Genomic DNA, 21,314 nt, shown 5'->3' on the forward strand with positions numbered 1-21,314 from the left:
TCAGAGCCCATACCCCGCGGACATCCCGAAGAAGAACCCGGTGATGGACATGCCGGCGTCGAGCCGCGTCTGGAGCTGCTTGATCGGCTTGTACCGGAAGCTCACCTGCGGGAACGAGACCCACGGGAACACCGAGGGCTTCGCGCCCCCGTTGACCCAGCTCGGCTCGTCGTAGTCGCCGTAGTGGTTGTTGGACGCGTCGCAGTACGCGCCGCCCGGGCCGCCCGGGCCGGTGCAGCGGCTCCAGGAGCTCACGTCGTCGGGGCCCGGGTTCGACGCGCCGCCGTTCGGGTACGCCTGGGCGCGGTGGAGGTTGCCGAACACGACGCCGAGCCCGACGCCGCCGCCGACGAGGAGCGAGAAGCGGCCCTTCTCCTCGTCGAGCGGGATCTCGAAGAGGAGATCGCTCGTGAAATAGACCAGCTTCATGTCGCTGGAGACCATCTCCCAGGCGAACTGGTCGTCGTTCTTCCCCTTGAAGAGGAAGGGATCCATCGAGTAGTCGGCGTAGGACAGCGCCAGATCGAGCTCGAGGCCGTTCTTGCGCGTGGTGAACTCCGGGCCGAACGTGAAGACGTTCACCGACGCGCCGCCGTCGGCGAAGAGGTTGATCATGAACTTCGGGACGATGACGTTCCGGAACCGGACCCCGATGAACTTGTAGGCCTTGCCGTCCTTCTCGAGCGGGGCGTTGGCGTCGGCGGGCTCAGGCGCCGCTTCCGGCTCCTTGTCCTTCTCGCCGGGCGTCTCGTCGCCCTGCGCCTTCTCGCCCTCGGCCTGCTTCTCGGCCGCGACGGAGTCGTCCGGGTTGCTGTCGACGCCGTCCTCCGACTGCGCGCGGGCGCTCGACGTGAAGCACACGGCGCCGAGCAGCGCGGCGAGCGCGGCGGCCCTGGCGTGCACCCCGACCGCGAGCTGCCGACCCATCTTCCAGTGGTACATTGTAGGTCACCTAGCGATGCGTAAGGTCAGGGCCGGACTCGGGCACTCACGGGACGGGCGCGCCGAGGCGAGCTCCGTTTCGCCGCGCGCCCCGGTGTACCGGGTACCAGCCGAGGGGGGAGGGTACACGAGACGCAGCGCCGTGGGGCGCCCGCGGACCGCCCATGGCGGAGCTTTTTCCGGCGCGACGGCGACGGTGCGCGGTGCGACGGGGGTCGCGCGTGAGCCGGGTGAGCCGGGGGTGCGGTCGGCGGACGCGGTGCGGCGGGCAGCGCGCGCTCCGGCGTGCGCGGGGTGCGGCAGAGCGCGCTCGCCGGAGCCCGGCCTGGGCGCCGGTGCGACGTCGGCGCGGCGCCCCAGCACGGGAACGGCCGAGGTTGCGCACAGCGAAATGATCCGCAATAGACGGAAAGGATGATCCTTCACCAGTCCCAGGTGGAGCAGACGATCGACCGCGATGAGCGGGACAGGTTCATCAAGGAGCTGGTGGTGGTGCGGGTCCGCAGCACCGCGGTCGAGGTTGCGCCGGCGAGCCGTGGGATCGAGGGGGCGCGCGCTCCCGGGGGGGAGGACCCGGTCGTCGACAGGGAGTCGGTGGTCCACGACGTGCCGCTCGCGATGATCCGGAAGCGCAGCGCGCGGCTGCGGAGCACGGTGGCGAGCGTGCTGCTGGTCCATGGGTACGGCCAGAACCGTTACATCTGGCACCTGCCGTCGCGGAGCTTCTCGAACTACCTGGCGCGGGCTGGCTTCGACGTCTTCAACCTGGATCTGCGGGGGCACGGGCGGTCGCGGCACCTCGGGGCGCGGCGGCCGGGTCACGTGACGGATTTCGTCCGCGAGGACCTGCCGGCGGCGATCGAGGAGGTGCGGCGCATCTCCGGCCCGCGGCCGGTGTACCTGATCGGGCACTCGCTCGGGGGTCTCGTCAGCTACGCGACCGCGCCGACGATGGGCGACGCGGTGGGGGGGATCGTCACGCTGGGGAGCCCGTACCTGTTCACGCACGGGTCGCGCGCGCTCGCGCTGCTCGGCCGGCTGATGTTGACGGTCGACCGCCGCGTCCCGCTCGGGCAGGGGGCGCTGGCGCTGTCGGCGTGGGGTGAGCCGTTCCGGTTCGTGCGCGCGTTCGTCGAGAGCCCGATCTTTCCGCTGCCGATCCGGGGCTTCGTGCCTGGCTCGATGGAGACGCGGGTGCTCACGCAGCACATGTCGCTGGCGATGGACAGCGGCAGCATCACGGTGCTGCGGAACATGTTCCTGGACGCGGCGGCGTCGCGGAAGAGCGGCCAGCACATGGGGAGCCTCTTCGGGTACGCCAAGGCGTTCGAGGGCCTGGATCTGCCGCTCCTCGTGATCGCCGGCACGTTCGACGACCTCGCGCCGCCGGCGTCGGTGAAGCCGGCGTACGACTTCAGCCGATCTTCGGACAGGACGTACCGCGAGTTCCCGCGCGGCCACCTCGACATCGTCGTTGGCCGGGACGCGCCGCTCACCGTGTGGCCGCTCATCGAGGCGTGGCTGAAGACGCGCGTCCGGCGGGCGGCGGCGAGGGAGCGGGAGCGGCTGAGCGCGTAGGCCGCAGATCGTGTCGCAGGGTCGTCTCAGGCCTTCCTGTGTGACGTCGGCACCCTGGGACAAGCACCGTGTCGGACCGAGCCCGAGGTACGACATCGCTCGTTCTGCGAGATCGCTGGCGTTGATTGGCCACGGTTCTGCTTGAACCGGACATGACTCGCCTTCTTCTGCCCACCCGTCGTGGGGAGATGCCCACCGCTCCTGGCGGCGCGGCGCTCGATGCGCCGCGGACGGCCTGGTCAGCAGATCCGTGCCCGCGAGTCCCGGGACGCGCTGCCCCTTTGCTATGGTGCGCCGCATGCACATCGAGCTCCGGCAGTTGACCGCCGAGCAGCAGGGCGAGTTCGTTCATCCCATCCTCACCGCGTTCGGCGCGATGCCGAACCCCGAGCGCACGGAGGGGATGAAGCGCCTCGAGGAGCTCTCGTCGCGCATCGGCGCATATGACGGCGAGTCGATCGTCGGGGCCGCCGGCTCGTTCTCGCTCACCATGACCACGCCCGGCGGCGGCGCCGTCCCGGCCGCCGGGCTCACGGCGGTCGCGGTGATTCCGACGCACCGCCGCCGCGGCATCCTCACGTCCCTCATCCGCCGCCACCTCGACGACGCGCGGGCCGAGGGGCGGCCGATCTCCTCGCTCTGGGCCACGGAGGGCACCATCTACGGCCGCTTCGGTTACGGCCTCGCGTCCCGGGCGTGCTCCATCTCGATCGAGCGGGATCGCGCCGCGTTCCGCGGAGAGGCCAGCGCCCAGGGCCGCGCGCGGCTGCTCGGAGAAGAGGAGGCGCTCGAGCCCTTCGCGTCGATCTGGGAGCGCGCCCGCCCGCTCGCCCCGGGGATGCTCGCGCGCTCGAAGGCGTGGTGGCAGGTCCGCCGGCTGAGCGACAACGACTTCGTCCGCCAGGGAGGCGGCCCGCTCCAGCGCGCCGTGATCGAGGTCGACGGGCGCCCCGAGGCGTACGCGCTGTACTGCGTGCACCACCGGTGGGACGCCTCCCAGATCCCTGTCGGAACGGTCCGCGTGATCGAGGCGATCGGCGCGTCGCCGCTCGGGACCCGGCTCCTCTGGAGGTACCTCTTCGACATCGACCTGGCGCAGCGGATCGAGGCGAGCCTCTTGCCGCCCGATCACCCGCTCGGCCTGCTCGTCGCCGAGCCGCGGCGCCTGCGCCTCACGGCGAGCGACGGGGTGTGGGTGCGCATCGTGGACGTCGAGGCCGCGCTCGCGGCGCGCGCCTACGGCAGCAGCGAGCCGCTCACCCTCGAGATCACCGACCGCGATTACCCCTCGAACGCCGGTCGCTTTCGGCTGCACGGGGGCGAGCGCCGCGCGACGCGGACCGCGCAGGCGCCGGACCTCCGCCTCGACATCACGGCCCTCGGCTCGGCCTACCTCGGCGGCGTCTCGTTCCAGGGCCTCGCCGACGCCGGCCAGGTCGAGGCGCTCTCGGAGGACGCCGTCGAGCGCGCCGACCGCCTGTTCCGCGCCGCGCGCGCCCCGTGGTGCCCCGAGATCTTCTGACCGGCCGCGCGGCGCGGAGGGCCGGGCGGCGCGCGCACCCACCCACGCGCGCGTCCGAGGAGCGCTCGCCGCTCGGGCCGATCCGTGCCACGTTCCGCGGCGATGACGCTCCCGCTCCGCGGCGTCTACGCGGTGACGCCGACGCGTCGCCGACGCTTCCTGTGGGCCGCCTGGTGGACGGCCGAGCCTGCGCGCGAGCCGTTCCGCCCGCCGGACGCGAGCCAGGGCGGCGCGCGGACCGTGGAAGAGGCGCGGGCGCAGGCCGAGCGCGCCGCCGGGCGCCCGCTCGTCGAGATCGAGCCGGCGTGGGCGACGGCCTGGACCCGCGTCCTGCGCGGCGAGCCCCCCTGGCCCAGGCCGCGCGCGCGCCGCGACGCGCCCCCGCCGCCGCCCCCCGGGCCGTCGCGGCGCGCCCCGTCGCGGCCCGCCGTCGCGCGCGGCGCCTCGCCGTTCGCGGTGCTCGGCGTCACCGAGGCCGCGAGCGCCGACGAGATCCGCCAGGCGTTCCGCCGGCTCGCGCTCGTCACGCACCCCGATCGCGGCGGCGACGCCGGCGAGTTCATGCGCGCCAAGTGGGCCCACGACGAGGCCATGTCCAGACTGTCGCGCCCCCGGCGGGAGCGGCGCTAGGGGCCGCTCGCCTCCGCGACCTTCCTCGCCTCGCCGAGGAGCGGCGCGTACTCGCGCGCGAGCAGCGGGCTCTCGCGGAGCGCGCGATCGAGCACGTCGGCGGCGCGGCGGGCCAGATCCAGGCGCAGCGCCCGGTCGCGCTCCGCCTTCGCCTTGAGCAGGAGCAGCGCGCCCTGCTCGGCGCTCGCCGCGGGGAAGTCCGTGTCGATCTCCAGCGCGCGATCGACGAGCGCGAGCCCCGCCTCGACCTCCGCGCGCGCGTCGAGGAGCCCCGGCGCGGCGACGGCGGCGCGCAGCCGGTGGACCTCGGCCAACGTCGCGAAGATCCTCGCGTTTCCGTCGTTCGCCTCGACCGCGCGGAGCAGCGAACGCTCCGCGGCGTCCAGCGGCGCCACGGGGATCCGCCCCCGGGACGCGGCCCAGCGCGCCGCGAGCAGGTCGACGCCCCCGAGCGCGAGGAGCGCCTCCGCGTTGCGCGGCCGCGCGGCCACGATGCGCTCCAGCTCGCCCCGCGCCGCGCGCAGCGCGCCGGTCGGATCCTCGCCGCGGGAGAGCGCCCACTGCGCCGCCTCGGCGAGCGCGAGGCCCGTCCCCTGCTGAGCCTCGAGATCCTCCGGGTTGAGGTGCGCCGCCGCGGTGTAGCCGTCGAGCGACCGCGCGAGCGACACCTCCGGGCTCCGCCCGGTGAGCCGCTCGTACCGGCCCTGGATCAGGTAGGCCAGCGCGAGGCTGTTGTACGACTGGTAGCTGTCCGGCCGCAGCCGGAGCGCCGCCTCGAGGTGGTCCATGGCCACCTCGAGCGACGCCTCGGGCGACACCCCGTGGTCGAGCTCGTACTGCGCCCGCTGCGCGTGGAACCAGCCCTGGTTGAGGCGCGGCGGCGCGTCGTTCGGGGCGATCTCGATCGCCCGCTCGATGTGCGACGCGCTGAGCCCGAAGAGGCGGATCGGATCGGCGCCGCGGGACGCGCTGTACTCGGCCATCATCCCGAACGCGATGCCGGTGTCGTTCCACGCCCAGAACGAGTTCGGATCGAGGGCGAGCGACCGCTGCATGCTCTCGATCGCGCGCTCGAGCGACGGCCGCGTGTCGAGCCCCAGCGTGCCCTCGTAGGACGCGATGAGGAAGAAGCTCGCCCCCATCGAGCCGTACGCTGTCGCGTCCGACGGGTCCCCCTCGATCGCCTGCTCGCTCGCCGCGATCGCCCGGGTGAGGTCCGGCCTCGGGTCAGCGCCCCTCGACAGGTCCCGCCTGGCCCGGTGCACGTGGGCCCAGGCCTTCTTCGCGTGCGCGCCGCTCGCGCGCGGGTTGGCGTGGAGCGCCCGGTCGCAGCGATCGAGGAGCTGCGCGAAGAGCTGCTCCACGTCGCCGCCGCGCTGCGCCTCGATCAGCATGATCTCGCTGAGGGCGCTCGCGGTCGCCTCGTGGAGCTCGGGGTCGCTCTCGGCCATCTGCGCCGCGGCGTCGTACGAGGCGACGGCGGCCCGGAACTCGACGAGCGCCGCCGCGTGGTCGCCGGCGTCGCGCGCGGCCGCCCCCTTCGCCGACAGGACGTCGCCCTCCAGCTTCTTCGCCTCGTACTCCCAGGGCGATCGCGCGAACGCCCGCCGCGCGTCGCCGAGCGCCTCGTCGAAGCGCCCCTCGTAGAGCTCCGTCAGCGCCGCGGTGTACGCCGACGGCGCCCCGGTCGACCTCACGCTGTCGCGCAGGTACTTGATCGCCGGGCCCTTGTGCCGCTCGTCGAGCTCGATCTGCTGCGCGGACCGCTCCCCCTTGTCGGCGAGCCGCCGCGCCCGGTCGAGCCCCTTGCGGTAGAGCATCCCGTGCGCGAGCCCCGCCGCGAACTTCGCCTCCCGCGCGGCGTACCCGCTCCCGAGCGCCGCCTCGAGGTGCCGCAGCGCCTCCTCGGGCTCGTGCAGCGCGAGGTGCCCGCGCCCGAGCGCGTAACGGCCCGGACCCTCGACGAGGTCGCCCGCGGCCCCGCGCATCGCCTGCATCTTCCGGTCGATCTCGCCCATGCGCGCGCGGATGACCTCCTTCTCCCGCGACACGTCGTGGAGGGGGAGCGCGTACGCGTAGCGCATGAACAGCTCCATCTCCTTCACGTCCTGACCGAAGCCCTCGGCCAGCGACGCCACGTGCGCCGCGAGCTCCGCCTGGCGCGAGGCGGCGAGCTTCGCGCGGAGGGCGACGGCGCCGGAGAGCGCGAGCACGACCAGCGCCGCCGCGGCCGCCGAGACGGCGAGCCGGTGTTTCCTCGCCCGCTTCAGGGCGCGGTACACGAGGCTCACGGGCCGCGCCTCGATCGGATCGCCCTCGAGGTAGCGCCCGAGATCGAGGGCGAGCATCTTCGCGGAGTCGTACCGCCGCTGAGGCTCCTTCTCGAGGCACTTCATCACGATCGTCTCCAGATCGACCGGGATCCCCTTGTCGAGCTGGCGCGGCGGCACGGGCAGCTCGTGGACCACCCGCCAGATGAGGCTCGTCATCGACGGATCGACGAACGGCGGGCGCCCGGAGAGGACCTCGTAGAGCGTCGCGCCGAGGCAGTAGACGTCCGTGCGGCGGTCGAGCGGGCGCTGGCCCCCGGACACCTGCTCCGGCGCCATGTACGCGGGTGTCCCTTCATCGCTCGTCGTCGTCCGCCCGTCCGCCCCGATGTCGCGCGCGAGCCCGAAATCGAGCAGGTAGGGGCGGAAGGCGCCGTCGGCCGTCCGCTCGACCAGGATGTTCGCCGGCTTGATGTCGCGGTGGATCAGCCCGAGCCGGTGGGCGGCGTGGAGGCCGTCCGCCACGTCGGCGACGATCTTGAGCCGCTGCTCGAGCGACATCTGCTGCGCCACGCGGTGGAGCGGCTGGCCGTCGATGTACTGCATGGCGATGAACGGCTGGCCCTGGGCCTCGCCGACCTCGTACACCTTGCAGACGTTCGGGTGCTCGACCCGGGCCTGGGCCCGCGCCTCCCAGATGAAGCGCTGCGCGAGCTCCGGATCGTTGCCCCGGATGAGCTTGAGCGCCACGTACCGCTGGAGTCGAGGGTCCCTGGCCTTGTAGACCGTCCCCATTCCCCCTTCCCCGACGAGCGACACGCACTCATAGCGATCCCAGTCGCGGATCGGAAACCGGCTCGGCGCGCGCGAGGGGGGCGGATCGACGCAGACGAACACCGTGTCCTGCGCGGCGCCCGATGCTTCCGGAGGGACGGGCGAGACAGGCGGAGCGGCCAGGGCCGGCGTGGCGGGGGGAGCGGGAGGAAGGGGCGGGACCGACGAGACGGAGCGGGGAGCCCTGCTCGAGGAGGCGAGCGGGGCGCCCCTCGGCGTGGGCTCCTGGTCCGCCGATCTCGCGGCGCGCGCGCTCTCCGGGCCCGCTCTTCCCACTCGGCTCATCAATCGGACCCTTTTCGACAGCAAAGGCGGGACCCCCAGGGCTCGGGGCTTCGAGTCTATTCGAGGAAGGTCGTGATGACCTCCCTCGAACCGCTGCACGCTGCATAACCCATCGCCGGGTCGCCTGCGGCCAGACAAACGGAAGAGCAGTCTCCCGTCCGCTGGATGATACCGCACCCAACGACCGCCGAGCCGGTATCATGCCCCGTCGCACACGAGCGGCTGCTCGCGCGCGAGTGTTCGAGGTTGTCCGGGACGTGGCATGTGTAGAGCGCCGGCGTCTCGCTGAACAGGTTGCCCCAGAACGCGCCCTCCTTGCTGGCGAAGGCGCCGCGCTCCTCCGGGCCGGCGGCGAGCTGTGCGCTGCCCTGCGAGCGCATCGAGAGCATCACGCGCACGCCGAAGTAGTTGGTCCGCGCGGCGATGCAGGCCGAGACCCATCGCTGCTTGACCGGAGAGAGCGGCCCGTCCACCCATTCCGGAGCGAGCCCGACCTCACCCCGGTGCTCCGCGGCGCCGTCAGGCCCGTCGAGCTCGACCGCCTGAGAACGGTCGAGCGCGCACCCGACCGCATAACGAATGAAGTCGCGCGACACGGCCCCTTCCAGCGCCTGGACCCGGAGAGCGCGCAAGGAGGTGGACGGTATCGAGTCCGGCCTGAGCGCATTTGGCCAGAACCCGTTCGGCCAGAACCCGTTTGGCCAGAACCCGTTCGATGCGACCCCGCTCGGCGAGCGATCGCCCGGCGCCGGACTGGCCGACTCACCCTCTCCGGTCGACAGGAGATCGACCGTCGTCGCGAGGCGCTCATCCGTGTCGAAGACGTCCGGAGCGCAGCCACACACCAGGGCAAGGAGCAGTGTGGACATCAACCTTCGCATCAGCACCTCCCTTGGCAGCTCCCAGCGTATGGCCCCGAATCGCCATCCTCCCGAACCGCTTGGGTTGCCTGCCAGTGAGCGTCTTGGGTCGTGAGCACCTGGCGATACTACAGAACTGTCGCACGACGGTAGACCGGAGTTTACGTCCATGTCAATACCCCGACGCGCCGTGTCGCCGCGCTCTGTACGCTTTCAGTATGGCGCGAGCGTGCGACGCTGGCTACGCGGCGATCGCGGTCGACGGGCGCAGGTCGGCGGGTGTTCTGCTCGAGGAGAGAGGCCGGCGTGGAACGATGCCAGCGTGGAAAGGGGCGGGCGAGGAAAGCGGCCAGCGCGGAAAGGCACGAACGCAGAGAGGGGCGCGCGCCGTCCACGTCATGGATCGATGTGGGGGGCGCGACATGCGTCCAAGGTGGGTCAAGCTGCGATACCGCTCAGGGCCGTCGGCCCGCAGCTCAATACTTGACCGTGCAGCCGAACGCCTCGGTCTCCTTCGTGGAGATGGGCTTGCCGGCGGTGAGCTCGCCCAGCGCGGCCTCGACGTAGTTCGTGACCTGCTCGCCCGGCTCGGGCTCACCACCCTTCGTGCTGTCGATGGCGCCCGCGTAGACGAGCGTACCCTGCGGGTCGATGATGTACATATGCGGTGTGCGCTGGGCGCCGTAGGCGCGGCCGACATCGCCCTTCTCGTCGACGAGGATCGGGTAGCTCATCCCGAACTCGCCCCTGGCCTTCACGTTGTCTTCCCTGGCGGCGCCCTGCTTGCCGGGAGCGCCCGAGTTGATGGCGAGCCACACGACGCCCTTGGCCATCTGCTGCGCGGGCACGTCCTTCAGGCCGCCCTTGCGGTGCGCGAGCTGCACGAACGGGCAACCGGGGTTGAACCACTCGAGCACGACCGTCTTGCCCTTGTGGTCGGCCAGCTTGACGGGCTTGCCGTCGAGGTCCGGCAGCGTGAAATCCGGCGCGGGCTGGCCGACCTTCGCCGGGCCCGCGTTCGCCTGAGCCGCCGGCGCGTCCGCGGCCTTCGCCTTCTCCGCCTCCGCCCTGGCGGGCTGCTGCGCGGCGGCGCCGGTCGCCGCGGGGGCGGCAGGGGCGCTGGCGTCGCCGGGCTGGGTGCACGCCGCGAGCGACGCGGCGAGAAAGGTCAGGGGAATGAGCTTGTTCATGCCAGGACGCTTACCACGCCGCGTGCCCGGCGCATGGCTCAGGGGAACTCCGGCCATCGATCGCCGGTCGCCCACCGGTATCGCAAGCCGAGCTGCCCGAGATCCGCGCCCAGCAGGCCGAGCCGATCGGGCGTCGCCGCCACCACCATCATCGTTCCCACCGCGTCGAGGTGGTGTGTCAGCGAGATCGCCAGGAGAGGGCCGATGCGCACGACCACGCTCTCGCGGCCCGGGTTGCCGAGCACCTCGGCGGCGGCGCCGAGCCGGAGCTCGCCGAAACGGTCCATCTCCGCCATGTAGCCGAGCCGGGCGCGGTAGAGGTATGGCGGCTTCATCACGGCGTGGAGCGCCTCCTCGTAGAGGTAGTACCCCTCCGGCGTGCCCAGCACCGCATAGCCCGTCGCGACGCCGAACAGGCTGCCTCCGAGGAGCGGTATCGAGCCCGACACCTCGAGCTCCCCGGCGATGTAGCGCGACCTCGGGCCGAGCATGAGCTCGGTGTCCCGGCGCGTGTACGACGCTCGGGGCTCGAGGAAGTACTGCGTCGTCGAGAAGGCGTACCGCGCGCCGCCGCGGATCTCCAGGCTGGGCAGCGCCGCGCGCAGGCCCACGTACTGCGCGCCGCCCGAGGGCGAGACGCTCGAGTACCCCTCGATCCCGATCCACGACCAGTGCGGCCGGCCCACGCCGAGCGCGAGGCTCGGCCTGAAATAGATGACGCCGAGCTCCAGGACCGCGGAGACGAACGGGCGCGCGGGCGCGCTCCGCGCCCAGTACGAGCGCTTTTGCAGGAGGTCCACCCCGGAGGACACCGCCGGCGGATCGCTGGCGGGCGGCGGCAGGTCGGCCGGATCCTGGGCGACGGCCGCGGCCGGGACCAGGACGGGCGCGGCGGCGACGGCGAGCGCGGCGGCGGCGAGCGCGCGGCGGCGGGCCATGACTAGAACCTGCCCATCAGGTACCCGCCGAGCGGCGCAGGCACGAAGCTGATCGACACGGCGTCCGCGCGCGTCGACGTCGAGGCCGAGGCGCCGCCGCGGTAGTGCAGGAGCCACGGGAGCCCGAGGCCCGTCAGGGTGCCGACGGCCGCGCCCGTGAGCGCGTCGGTCGCGAAGTGCTGGTCCGAGACGACCCGCAGCGTCGCCACGGCGGTCGCCGCGCCGAGCGAGGCGACGCACGCGAGCGCGTCGGGCGCGCCGCCGCCGTAGAGGGGCAGGTGCGCGTGGTGCGAGCACATGAGCCCCGCCGCCGTGAACGCGGTCGAGCTGTGGCCGCTGAAGAAGCTCCGGTACCGCTTGCTCCCGCGGCAGTCGCGGTCCTGCTCCTCCTCCGGCCCGACGCACACGGCGCGGTAGGGGCGCTCGCGGCTCGTGAGCCCCGCGACGAGGCCGTTCACGGCCGCGTTCAGCGCGAGCGCCTCGATGTCGATCAGCGCGATCTCCCACGCGACGCTGCCGCGCCCGTGCCCCCACCAGGCCACGAGCAGGGCGTCCGCCGCGAGCTGGTTGGTCATCAGCGTGAGCAGGAGATCGCTCGCGTCCCGCGCCATCTCGCGCTGGCGGTCGCTCCGGATCCGCAGGGCGTCGCGTGCGGCGCCGTCGAAGCCGTTCACGGCCGTCCACCGGCCCTCCGCAGGCGGGATGGCCAGCGTCGCGAAGGCGGTCGCGGCGAGGAGCCCCGTGGCCACGTACTCGCTCGCGCGGAAGCGCGGCCAGCGCGGGTCCCACGCCAGCTCGGGCCGCGCGGTCTCGGGCGCCGTCGCCGCGGCGGCGCTGCGCGGCGTGGGCGCCAGGGGGGCCTCGGCCCGCGCCGCGGGCGCGCCGAGCAGCGCCGCCGCGGCGACGGCGCCCGAGGCCAGCCGCAGCGCTGCAGTGCACCTCAAGGAGCGGACCGCGCGATCAGAAGTCGGGGTGGCCGATGACGAGGAACTCGAGCGGCCCGGCGCCCGCGTTGCGCAGCCCGTGGTGCACGTTCTTCTCGACGTGCATCATCTGGCCGGGGCCGAGGGGGACCTCGCGGTCGCCGATGATGCCGAGCGCCTTCCCGGCCAGGATGTAGATGGTCTCCGTGGTCTCGGTGTGGAGCTCGCGCGAGATCTCGCAGCCGGGCTCCATCTTGCCCTTGTAGAAGCCGAAGCCGTCACCGCGGTGCTTGCCGAGCAACTGCGCAAAGAAGACGCCCCGGTTGGGCAAGTACTCCATGACGTCTTCCTCGGCCGCGGTCAGCACCACGGCCCCGTCGATCTGCTGCCTCATGGCAACCCTCCTTCCCGCGAGTGAAGCTGCTGGAGAATCCATCAGTTACAGAAGCGTACCGCGTCCTGTCAACGGCGGTCGCGGCGGCCGCGGTCTCGTTTCAGAACGGCAACACGACGCTCGCACCCGCGCGCAGCTCGTAGCTGAACGAGATCGTCTTCAGGCCCTTCGGGGGTAGCTCGACGCGGCTGCGGAGAAACCCGTCCTTCTCCTCCAGCGCCCATCCGACGGCCTCGACCAGCGCGACCTCCACCTCGGCCACCTCGCTGACGGGGATGCGCTCGGTGACGAGCACCCGCTTCGCGATGCTGGAGAGATTGGAAAGGGAGAGCTTCACGCGGCGGCGGATCTTGCGGCTGCCGGTGATGGCCGAGGTGTCCTGCTCCTCGTCCACGTTGCGCCGCACACGCACAGCGTCGTCCACGCCGAAGCCGAGTTCGAACGGCTCGCCGGCGCCGACGAAGTCGAGCCGGGCGCGGCCGACGAGGCTGCCGCCCCGCGCGATCCGCACCGGGCCGGCGAGCAGCGGGCGCGGCCTCCCGGCGCCGCCGCCCCTCCCGGCGCCGCCGCCCCTCCCGGCGTCGCCGCCGTCGAGCGTCGCGGTCGCGCGCAGGTGCGCCGCGGGGTGGACCTCGGGGTACAGCACGAGCGCGAGCTCGGCCGGGACCGCGCGCCGGGCGATCTCGACGCGGAGGGGGCGGCCGTCGGAGGGGAGGGTGACCGGCTCGGTCGCCTCGAAGACCAGCGGCTCGCCCCCGTCGTCGACGCCGGGCATCTCGTCGACGGCGCGCGCCCCGCGGTCGAGCCCGGCCGCGGCGATCGCCTGGTCGCGCGCCTCGACGACGACGCGGCGGCGCTCGAGGTCCGTCTTGCGCCGCAGCCGGAGGACGTCGTCCCCGAGGAGCGGCGCCTCGGCGCTCCGCGCCGGCCGCGCGGTCGAGAAGCGCGCGGCGACGTTCACCCAGGCCTCGCCGGTCGCCTGCCACGCCGTCGCCCAGGTCGTGAGCTCGACCGAGCCGCGCGTCCCCTGCGCCGCGGCGTCGCCCGCGTCCGCGCGCGCGGCGGCGGTCGCGGCGCCGCCTGTGCCCGAGGCGCCACCTGCGCCCGCGGCGCCGCCCGCGCCCGCGGCGTCGCCCGCAGCGTCGCCCGCGCCGTCCACGGTGAGCCGCGCCAGGTGCTCGGGGCGCCAGACAGCGCACGCGACGCGGTAGGTCAGCTCGATCTCGACGGGCTGCGGCGCGGGGGCGTGGATCTCCACCTCGATGACCGCCTCGTAGCGCGGCTGCTCGACCGACCCCTCGCGCAGCCGCGCCGTGGCGCGCCGCGCGTCGTCCTCCGCGTGCGCACGCGCCGCGCGCGCCTCGGCCGACGCGGCGAGGGCCTCGTCGAGCGCCGCGCGCAGCGCCTCGACGCCGGCGCGCCACGACGCGAGCCGCGCGGGCTCGCCCGCGTCCTTCGGGACCTCGCCCACCGCGTGCGCCCACGTGGCGAGGAGCTGATCGAGGTGCGCCTCGCGGCGCGACGCCCGGTCCCGCGCGAGCTCGGCGGCGGCGGCTCGCCGGGACGCCTCGCGGTGCTCGCGCTCCAGCGCGTCGATCGCCTCGCGCCCGAGCGCCGCCTCCCGGTGCGCCCTCCACCGCACGCGCGCCGCCGTCACCCGGGCCGCGCCCGCGCCGTCCGCGCCCCCCGCCGGCGCGACGCGCGCCTGCACGGTGCGCTCGTCGACGAACACCGACACGCCGCCGATCGCGACCCACTGCGCCCCGGCCGCGACCTCGACGCGCGCCGCGCGCACGACCTCGGCGCGGTCCTCGAACAGCGTCACCGCGCGCGCCGCGCTCGGGTGGGGGGCGCGCTCGGCGACGCTCGCCTCGGCGGTGTCGCCTGCGCCCGCGCTCCCCTCGGCGGCGCTCCCCCCGCCCGCGCTCCCCTCGGCGGCGCTCCGCTCAGCCCGGCCCGAACCGTTCGCATCGCTTGCCATGGCGCGCTCGTTTCCCCTGTTATTCCCGGCGGTTACCGCCGACGACCTCGCTCTTCGAGGAGAACACCACCCGGTACGTGAAGGCCACGGAAGCCTTGCCGCCGGGCGCGAGCGGCACGCGCCAGCGCAGCCCGCCGCGCACGGGCTCGCCGAGCTCCTCCTGGCTGTACGGCTCGGCCCTCGGCTGCGACGAGAGCAGCTTGATCTCGACGTCCTTGTCGTCCGTCACCGGGATGCGGTCGAGGACCTCGACCTCGACGCTCATCCCCAGCGACGAGGAGAGATCGATGGTGACCGCGTGCTCGACGGCGAGCGAGCCGCCGAGCAGGCCGGCGCTCGACTCGTCGACGCGCGCGTTCCTGGCGACCCGGATCCGCTCCTCGACGCCGAGGCCGGCGCGGAGGACGCCGCCCCGGTCGACGTGCCCGAGCGTGGACTGCGCGGCGAGGGCGCCGTCGACGAAGATCTCGACCGGCCCCTCGAGGAGCGGGGCGTCGAACGGGTTCTCGACGCGCGCCTCGCGGTAGACCTCGGCGGCCTCGCGCGGCACGGCGACGAACCGGGGCGTGGCCGGGGCGCGCGCGGTGCTCAGGGCGACGCGGTGGAGCCTGCCGTTCGACGGCACATCGGCGGCGCCTTCGCCGGCGTAGAGATGATCGAACTGCCCGCGCGTGTCGCGCGGGTCCGCGGCGCGGGGCGGGGTAGGGAGGTTCGTGACGTCCGCCTCGGCCCGCTTCGCGAGGCGCCTCGAGCGCCGGGGCCTCTCGCGCGTGAGCCGGCCGCGCTGCGGGCCCGCGCCGGGGAGGTGCAGCGCGTCGAAGTCGAGCCACCCTTCGACCTGCGCCGGATCGAGCGGCGCCGGGGCCGCGCCGGCGTCCTCGGGCCCCTCGGCGAGCGCGTCGTCGGCCACGCCGGCCGTGAGCTCGGCGGCCTGCACGCGGGCGAAGCCGCCCCTGGGGGCCGCGGGCGCGATCGCCTGGGGCGCCGGCCCGGAACCCCCGCCGAACGACGGGAGCGACAGCGACAGCCCGCGCGACTTGCGCGCCGGCGCGGGCATCGGCATCGGCTCGGCGAGCATCATCGGGGGCGGAGGCGCGAGGGCCGCGCCGGGAGCCGCCGAGGAGGGGGCCGCGGCCGGCAGCGGCGGGGGCGCGCCGGTCAGCGGCACCCTCCGTCGCGTCTCGAGCAGCTCCTCGCCGGCCATGTCGGCGGCCAGCTCGGCGTCTCCCGCGAGCGTGGCCGGCATCAGCGTGCGCTCGTCGTCGTCGTCGTCGCCGCGCGCGCCGGGCGGGAGCTCCGCCTGCGCGGCCTTGGCCCGCGCCGGCGCGGGGAGGGCGGCGACGAAGCGGTCGAACCCCTCGAACATGGCGTCGAGCCCCTCGGGCGCGGGGCGATAGCCGCGGCGCGGCGGGCGCTGCGCGCGGCTGAGCCGCAGCGAGGGGAGCTCCGGCAGCCGCGTGTCCTGCACGAGCTCGGCGGTGGCGAGCGCGAGGCGCACGTCCTTCCAGTCCTCGCCGGAGGCCTGCGCCACGAACGCGTCGAGCTGCAGGGCGACCTCGGTCGCGCCGCGCGAGAACCGCGCCGCGTAGGCGGGCCACCAGCGCGCGGCGGCGACGGCGTACTCGAGCCGGAGCGTCGGTTCCCCGCCCGCTTCCCCGCCCGCGCCGTCGCGCGCGGGCGCGAGCCGCACGACGACGTCGAGGCGCGTCGGGGCGCGCTCCTCGACCTCGCCGCTCGTCGCCTGCGCGGCGTCGAGCTGCGCGGCCCGGAGCTCCTTGCGGGCGCGCTCGAGCTCCGCCGCGAGCGCGGCGGCGCGCGCGTCGAGCGCGGCGAGCTCGTCCGAGAGCAGCCCGCTCACGGCGAGCGCGTCCCGGACGCGGGCCGCCGGGTCGCCCGGCCGGAAGCGCCGCGCGAGCTCCGGATCGAGCACGACGTCCGCGAGCCGGTCGCGCCAGAGGCGGAGGTGGGCGTGCTCGGCGGACAGGCGCTCGACCGCGAGCTCGAGCTCCCGGAGCTGCGCCGAGAGCGCGCTTTTCGAGACGGGCGCCGGGGGCACGACGAGCCGCGCGCGCACGCCGACGACCTCGCGCGGCGCCCGCGAGGCCCCTGCCGCGTCGCCCGCGGAGGGCGCGGTGGACACGAGCGCGCGGAAGCTCCCCGGCTCGGCGAGCGGGGTGATCCCCGGCACCGCGATCTCCGCCGCCCCCCGGGGGAGCGGCGCCGCGAGCGCGACGCGGCGGGTGACGATCGCCCCGCGCGCGTACACGACGACGCCCTCGATACGGCTAGCGCACTCGATCCTCTCGGCCGTCATCCGCTCGTCCCTCGCCCGCGAACGCCTTGTGGGAGCGCGACCGTACCACGCCGCGCGCGGGCGAGGCAGCGCGCCGTCGTCTCGTGTCGACGAAGCTGAACCCCGGGAGCGCGTCGATGTCGTAGGCGCGGAGCGCGAGCGCGTCGAGCCGCTCGAAGTCGCGCTGCCGGAAGGAGCTGCGGAGGTCGCTCATCAGGCCCTCCGCGACGCTCTCCGGCGGCGGCAGCCGGATCCGCCGCAGGTACTGCGCCTGGAAGCGCAGGTAGCCCCCGCGCATCTTGACCGCGTAGGACCACACGAAGAAGAGGGCGACCCGTGAGCTGAGGAGCCCGCCGAGCGCCTCGAGATCCCAGCCCTCCGAGGTGATGAAATAGAGGTTGTGGTGCGGGTGGAACCTGCCCTCCTCGTAGACCACCTCGTTGGATCCTGCGATGTCGGGGATGAGCAGCTTCCGGGCGAAGGCCACCTCGGGGTAGACGCGATCGATGGTGCGGAACCAGCTCGCGGCGCTCTTCTGGGCGATGTAGCGCTGCCTGATCTCGGCCTCGTGGGCGCGCAGGTAAGCGGCGAGCTTCGGGTACTCGTCCAGATTGACCACCTTGCCGTCGCGCCCGAAGGTGTTGATGACGCACCGCCCGGCGTCGCGGATGCGGCCGTCCTCGATGTCGTCTCGCAGGACGAGCGGCACGAGGCGATCGCGCTCGATATCGAGGTCGTCGCGGACGATGTAGATCCTGTCGCTCCCGGTGGCGACGCCGATGCCGACGCGGGTGCCGCCCACCTCCTCGATCGGCGCGAACCGCGCCTCGAGCGAGCGCAGGGCCTCGAGGTGCTCCGGTGAGCTGAGCACCCAGGGGTCGTCCCCGTCGAACCAGGTGGGGTACTCCGACACGGTGACGCCGGGGCAGCGCTCCGGCGCGCGCGCCCCGAGGAGCGCGGAGGACGCTGCCTCGCACTCCTCGGGAGAGGCGGTGCTCAGCGTCGCGACAGGGACGCTCCCGGTCTTGCCGCGCGACACGGCGAATATCGACGGATACGCGACGACGTCAGACTCGAACGGAGAGGCGCGGTGCAGGTCGATGTAGCACCGGACCCGGAACCACCTCGAGAGCAGCCGGCGGAGCGGCGCGCCGTAGCGGTTGAGCGTCCACCGGTCGGCGCAGATGAACGAGAGGACCCCGCCGGGCGCGAGGAGATCGAGGCCGCGCTCGATGAACGCGACGTAGAGATCGGCGCGGTCGTAGAGCGATCGGTAGCGTTGCCGGTACTCCTCCTGGAGCTCGGGAGAGAGCTGCTCGATCCGGATGTAGGGTGGATTGCCCACCACCGCGTCGAAGCGGCGTCCCTGGCTGGTGAGCAGGAAGTCGCCGTGGGCGATCCAGGCGTCCGAGAGGCGCTTTGCGTCGTCGAGCGGCAACCCGAGCCGGGCGAGCGCGCCGGAGACCGCGTGGCGCGCGCGGCCCACGTGGTCTGGCTCGATGTCGTAGGAGCGGATGGCGGACTCGATGTCTCGCAGGTCGCGATCGTGGCGGCGCGCCGACGCGATGAGCCGCTCGGCGGCCGGGACGAGGAACGCGCCGTGGCCGCAGGCCGGCTCGAGCAGCGACAGCGACGCGAGGTCCCGGTCCGCGGTGTAGCCCGCGAGATCGAGGATGAGGTTCACCACGTGGGGCCTGGTCAGCACCACGCCGTGCGCCTCCCCTGACGAGCGCTCGCCGTAGTCGTAGGCGCTCGGCGGGAGCATGACCGTCAGATCGAGGGCTGTCTGCATGGGCGCCGCGAGGAGGCTAGTGCCGCGGGTCAGAAATCCTGCCACGGATCTGCCTCGCGAGAGGAGAGAGATTTCAACGCAAGGTCGCCAGGAGCGCAAAGACGCAAAAATGCATGAAGCTCGTTCTCTCTTGCGCCTTTGCGCCTTTGCGCCTTTGCGTTTGAATCTCTCCGGATCGCTGGACGGACTCCTGGTGGGCGGAACCAGCCGCGAACGGCGCGCGCCGCGGCCGGGTCGCGCGATGCCCGTGGGCCTCGCGTCGCGGCCGGCTGCCCTGGAGGGGCGGGCCACCGCGCGAGCGCACCTGCGGGGGTCGTGCTCCGCGCTCCTCGGGGCCCGCGCGCGCCGCGGGCGCGTTTCACAGGGCGTCGCCGGTGAATAGGGTAGAGTCGCCGGCATGGCCTTCCCCCCGCGTCTCTGCTCCGTCGATTCCGTCGATCGCGCCGCGGCGAGCGCTGCCTGCGCGGTCGCCGTCGGGCCGCCGCCCGCAGGCCTCCGCCCCCGGTTCATCGAGGTGGGCGCATGATCCTCGGCATCGGGATCGACGTCTGCGGCATCGAACGCATGGAGGAGGCGCTCGCGCGGTGGGGAGAGCGGTTCTGGGAGCGGGTGCTGTCCGAGCCCGAGCGCCGCTCGCTCGCGCACCGCGTGGACCGGGCGACCGCGCTCGCGGGCCGCTTCGCCGCGAAGGAGGCGGTGGTGAAGGCGCTCTCCGGCGCGCCGGGCGTCGGCTGGCACCACCTCGAGGTGCGCGGCGCGCCGCGCTCGCCCCCGACGATGGCGCTCCACGGCCCGGCGCGCGCGCTCGCGGAGCGCCTGGGCGTCAAGCGGGTGCACCTGTCGATCACGCACGACGCCGGCGTGGCGGCGGCGGTGGCCATTCTGGAAGGGGACGGCGAAGGCCGATCCCCGACGTATGAAGAAAAGGACGGCGAAGGCCGATCGCCGACCGATGATGAAGGGGACGGCGAAGGCCGATCGCCGACCGATGATGAAGGGGACGGCGAAGGCCGATCGCCGACCGATGATGAAGAGGACGGCGAGAGCCGATCCCACCTGGACGACGAAGGGAAATAACGCTCGTGATTCCGGTCCTCTCGCGCGCGCAGATGCGCGCCTTCGACAAGCACGCGATCCACCAGTGCCACGTCCCCGGCGTGGTCCTCATGGAGAACGCGGGCCGCGGCGCCGCCGACGTCATCTCGGCGATCATCGAGGCGCGCAGCGCCGGACAGCCCGTCGCCGCCGGTCTCCCCGGCCAGATCGCGCCCGGCCAGGCGGCCGCGCGGGCGCTCTGGCCCGCCACGCTGCCCTCCGGGGGCGGCCCGCGCGCCGGGAGCGTCCCGCCGCCGCCGAACAACCGCCGCGACGTCGAGGAAGCCCGCGCCGCGCGGGTCCGCTCGTTCCCGGTGCGCCACGTCCCGAGCCCGGGGCAGCCCGCGACCTACCCGCTCCACGCCCGCGTCGTCGTCGTCTGCGGCGCCGGCAACAACGGCGGCGACGGCTTCGTCGTGGCGCGCCACCTCCTCGCCCGCGGCGCCGAGGTCCAGGTCTTCCTGGCGGCCCCCTCCGAGAAGGTCACCGGCGACAGCCGCATCCACCACGACGCGTACGTCGACCTCGGCGGCGCGCTGACCGAGCTCCCCCCCGGCGCGTCGCTCCTCCCGCTCGAGGCCGCGCTCGCCGAGGCCGACCTCGTGGTCGACGCTGTCTTCGGCACCGGCCTCGACCGCCCGATCGAGGGCCACCTCGCCGACGTCATCGGCGTCCTCAACACCGCCACCTGCCTCTGCATCGCGCTCGACGTGCCCTCGGGCCTCGACGCCGACAGCGGCGCGCCGCTCGGCGCCGCGGTGCAGGCGGACGAGACCGTCACCTTCGGCCACCTCAAGATCGGCCTGCTCACGCCCGAGGGCGCGCGGCTCGCGGGCAACGTCCACGTGGTCGACCTCGGCGTCCCCGACCGGCCGATCCTCGCCCAGGTGGGCCACGTCGCGGAGGTCATCCGCAAGGAGACGATCGGCGCGTACCTGCGCCCGCGCGAGGCGAGCGTCTACAAGCACCAGGCCGGCAACGTGCTCGTGATCGCCGGCTCGTCCGGCAAGCTCGGCGCCGGGCTGCTCACCGCGCGCGCGGCGATGCGCACGGGCGCGGGCCTCGTGACGATCTGCACCTGGGCCGACACGGCGCGCGCGATGGAGTCGCGCGTCGTCGAGCTGATGACGACCTCGATCGATCCGGCGCGCATCGAGGCGACGCTCGACGCTGCGCTCGCCGGGCGGCGGGCGGTCGCGATCGGCCCCGGCTTCGGCCTCGACGACAAGGCGCGGGCCGCTGTGGACCACGTCGTGCTGGGCTGGGACGGCCTCAAGGTCGTCGACGCCGACGCCCTCACGCACTTCGTCGGCCGCCCCGAGGCGCTCGCGAGCGCGCGCGGGAGCCTCGTCTTGACGCCGCACTCCGGTGAGCTCGGCCGGCTGCTCGGCCGGAGCGCGCGCGCCGTCGAGGAGGACCGCTTCGGCGCCGTGCGCGACGCCGTGGCGCTGACCCGGGCGATCGTCCTGCTCAAGGGGGCGCGCACGGTCATCGCCCTCCCGGACGGCCGCATGTTCATCTGCATGGCGGGCAACCCGGCGCTCGCCACCGCCGGCTCGGGCGACGTCCTGACCGGGATGATCGCGGCCCTCCTGTGCTCGATGGAGCCCGCCGCCGCCGCGAGCGCAGGGGTGCTGATCCACGCGCTCGCAGGCGACGTGTGGCGCGCCCGCACGGGCAGCGACCGCGGGCTTCTCGCGAGCGAGATCGCCGAGCTGGTCCCCGGCCTGATCGCCGCGCTGGCCGCCGGGGTCCATCCGCTATCTATTTGAATTCATTGTAAATTC

General features: G+C 74.0%; 16 protein-coding genes. 6 read left to right on the forward strand and 10 right to left on the reverse strand.

Annotation, left to right across the window (positions count from 1 at the left end):
* Positions 1 to 942: a hypothetical protein gene (locus WME96_RS02065; protein WP_437288510.1), complete on the reverse strand. Its 942-nt coding sequence runs from the start codon at positions 940 to 942 to the stop codon at positions 1 to 3.
* A 414-nt stretch (positions 943 to 1,356) separates the two neighbouring features.
* On the opposite strand from WME96_RS02065, the gene WME96_RS02070 reads away from it, so the two are divergent.
* The 3 genes from WME96_RS02070 to WME96_RS02080 all read left to right on the forward strand — a co-directional run bounded on the left by WME96_RS02070 (position 1,357) and on the right by WME96_RS02080 (position 4,672).
* A complete protein-coding gene (locus WME96_RS02070) occupies positions 1,357 to 2,520 on the forward strand; it encodes an alpha/beta fold hydrolase (RefSeq protein WP_437288511.1) in 1,164 nt (387 codons plus the stop codon).
* 298 nt (positions 2,521 to 2,818) lie between these two features.
* Positions 2,819 to 4,042 carry a GNAT family N-acetyltransferase gene (locus tag WME96_RS02075; protein ID WP_437288512.1) on the forward strand — a complete coding sequence of 408 codons (1,224 nt, stop codon included), beginning with the start codon at positions 2,819 to 2,821 and terminating at the stop codon, positions 4,040 to 4,042.
* 102 nt (positions 4,043 to 4,144) lie between these two features.
* Positions 4,145 to 4,672, forward strand: coding sequence for a J domain-containing protein (locus tag WME96_RS02080; RefSeq protein ID WP_437288513.1), 528 nt, complete (start codon positions 4,145 to 4,147; stop codon positions 4,670 to 4,672).
* Here the strand turns inward: WME96_RS02080 and WME96_RS02085 are convergent.
* The 9 genes from WME96_RS02085 to WME96_RS02125 form a co-directional block, all read right to left on the reverse strand.
* Positions 4,669 to 7,839, reverse strand: coding sequence for a protein kinase domain-containing protein (locus tag WME96_RS02085; protein WP_437288514.1), 3,171 nt, complete (start codon positions 7,837 to 7,839; stop codon positions 4,669 to 4,671). The two genes, WME96_RS02080 and WME96_RS02085, sit on opposite strands and share 4 nt — an antisense overlap.
* A 278-nt stretch (positions 7,840 to 8,117) precedes the next feature.
* Positions 8,118 to 8,930, reverse strand: coding sequence for a hypothetical protein (locus WME96_RS02090; protein ID WP_437288515.1), 813 nt, complete (start codon positions 8,928 to 8,930; stop codon positions 8,118 to 8,120).
* 467 nt (positions 8,931 to 9,397) lie between these two features.
* Entirely contained in the window at positions 9,398 to 10,111 is a 714-nt protein-coding gene (locus tag WME96_RS02095; protein WP_433932910.1) for a thioredoxin family protein, read from the reverse strand.
* A gap of 38 nt (positions 10,112 to 10,149) precedes the next feature.
* Complete coding sequence (locus tag WME96_RS02100; RefSeq protein WP_437288516.1) at positions 10,150 to 11,049, reverse strand: hypothetical protein; 900 nt, start codon at positions 11,047 to 11,049, stop codon at positions 10,150 to 10,152.
* A 2-nt stretch (positions 11,050 to 11,051) separates the two neighbouring features.
* Entirely contained in the window at positions 11,052 to 11,993 is a 942-nt protein-coding gene (locus WME96_RS02105) for a phosphatase PAP2 family protein (protein ID WP_437288517.1), read from the reverse strand.
* Positions 11,994 to 12,009: 16 nt separating this feature from the next.
* Positions 12,010 to 12,366 (reverse strand): cupin domain-containing protein, encoded by a 357-nt coding sequence (locus WME96_RS02110; protein WP_061605734.1) that lies wholly within the window; start codon positions 12,364 to 12,366, stop codon positions 12,010 to 12,012.
* A gap of 100 nt (positions 12,367 to 12,466) precedes the next feature.
* Positions 12,467 to 14,347, reverse strand: coding sequence for a DUF4139 domain-containing protein (locus tag WME96_RS02115; RefSeq protein ID WP_437288518.1), 1,881 nt, complete (start codon positions 14,345 to 14,347; stop codon positions 12,467 to 12,469).
* Positions 14,348 to 14,366: 19 nt separating this feature from the next.
* Positions 14,367 to 16,661: a DUF4139 domain-containing protein gene (locus tag WME96_RS02120; RefSeq protein ID WP_437288519.1), complete on the reverse strand. Its 2,295-nt coding sequence runs from the start codon at positions 16,659 to 16,661 to the stop codon at positions 14,367 to 14,369.
* The gene (locus tag WME96_RS02125; protein ID WP_437288520.1) at positions 16,633 to 18,432 is read right to left on the reverse strand and encodes an Eco57I restriction-modification methylase domain-containing protein; all 1,800 of its coding nucleotides are present in this window, start codon (positions 18,430 to 18,432) and stop codon (positions 16,633 to 16,635) included. Before WME96_RS02125 ends, WME96_RS02120 begins: the two co-directional genes overlap by 29 nt.
* A gap of 397 nt (positions 18,433 to 18,829) precedes the next feature.
* Here WME96_RS02125 and WME96_RS02130 point away from each other — a divergent pair, with 397 nt between their 5' ends.
* From WME96_RS02130 to WME96_RS02140, 3 genes are read left to right on the forward strand one after another with little or no spacing between them, the layout of a single operon-like run.
* The gene (locus WME96_RS02130; RefSeq protein ID WP_437288521.1) at positions 18,830 to 18,958 is read left to right on the forward strand and encodes a hypothetical protein; all 129 of its coding nucleotides are present in this window, start codon (positions 18,830 to 18,832) and stop codon (positions 18,956 to 18,958) included.
* The gene (locus WME96_RS02135) at positions 18,955 to 19,509 is read left to right on the forward strand and encodes a holo-ACP synthase (protein ID WP_437288522.1); all 555 of its coding nucleotides are present in this window, start codon (positions 18,955 to 18,957) and stop codon (positions 19,507 to 19,509) included. The genes WME96_RS02130 and WME96_RS02135 overlap by 4 nt, the downstream gene beginning before the upstream one ends.
* A gap of 5 nt (positions 19,510 to 19,514) precedes the next feature.
* Complete coding sequence (locus tag WME96_RS02140) at positions 19,515 to 21,299, forward strand: NAD(P)H-hydrate dehydratase (RefSeq protein WP_437288523.1); 1,785 nt, start codon at positions 19,515 to 19,517, stop codon at positions 21,297 to 21,299.
* Positions 21,300 to 21,314: the final 15 nt, after the last annotated feature.

Origin of the sequence: Sorangium sp. So ce406, from assembly GCF_051474675.1 — a bacterium.
Taxonomy (GTDB): domain Bacteria; phylum Myxococcota_A; class Polyangia; order Polyangiales; family Polyangiaceae; genus Sorangium; species Sorangium cellulosum_G.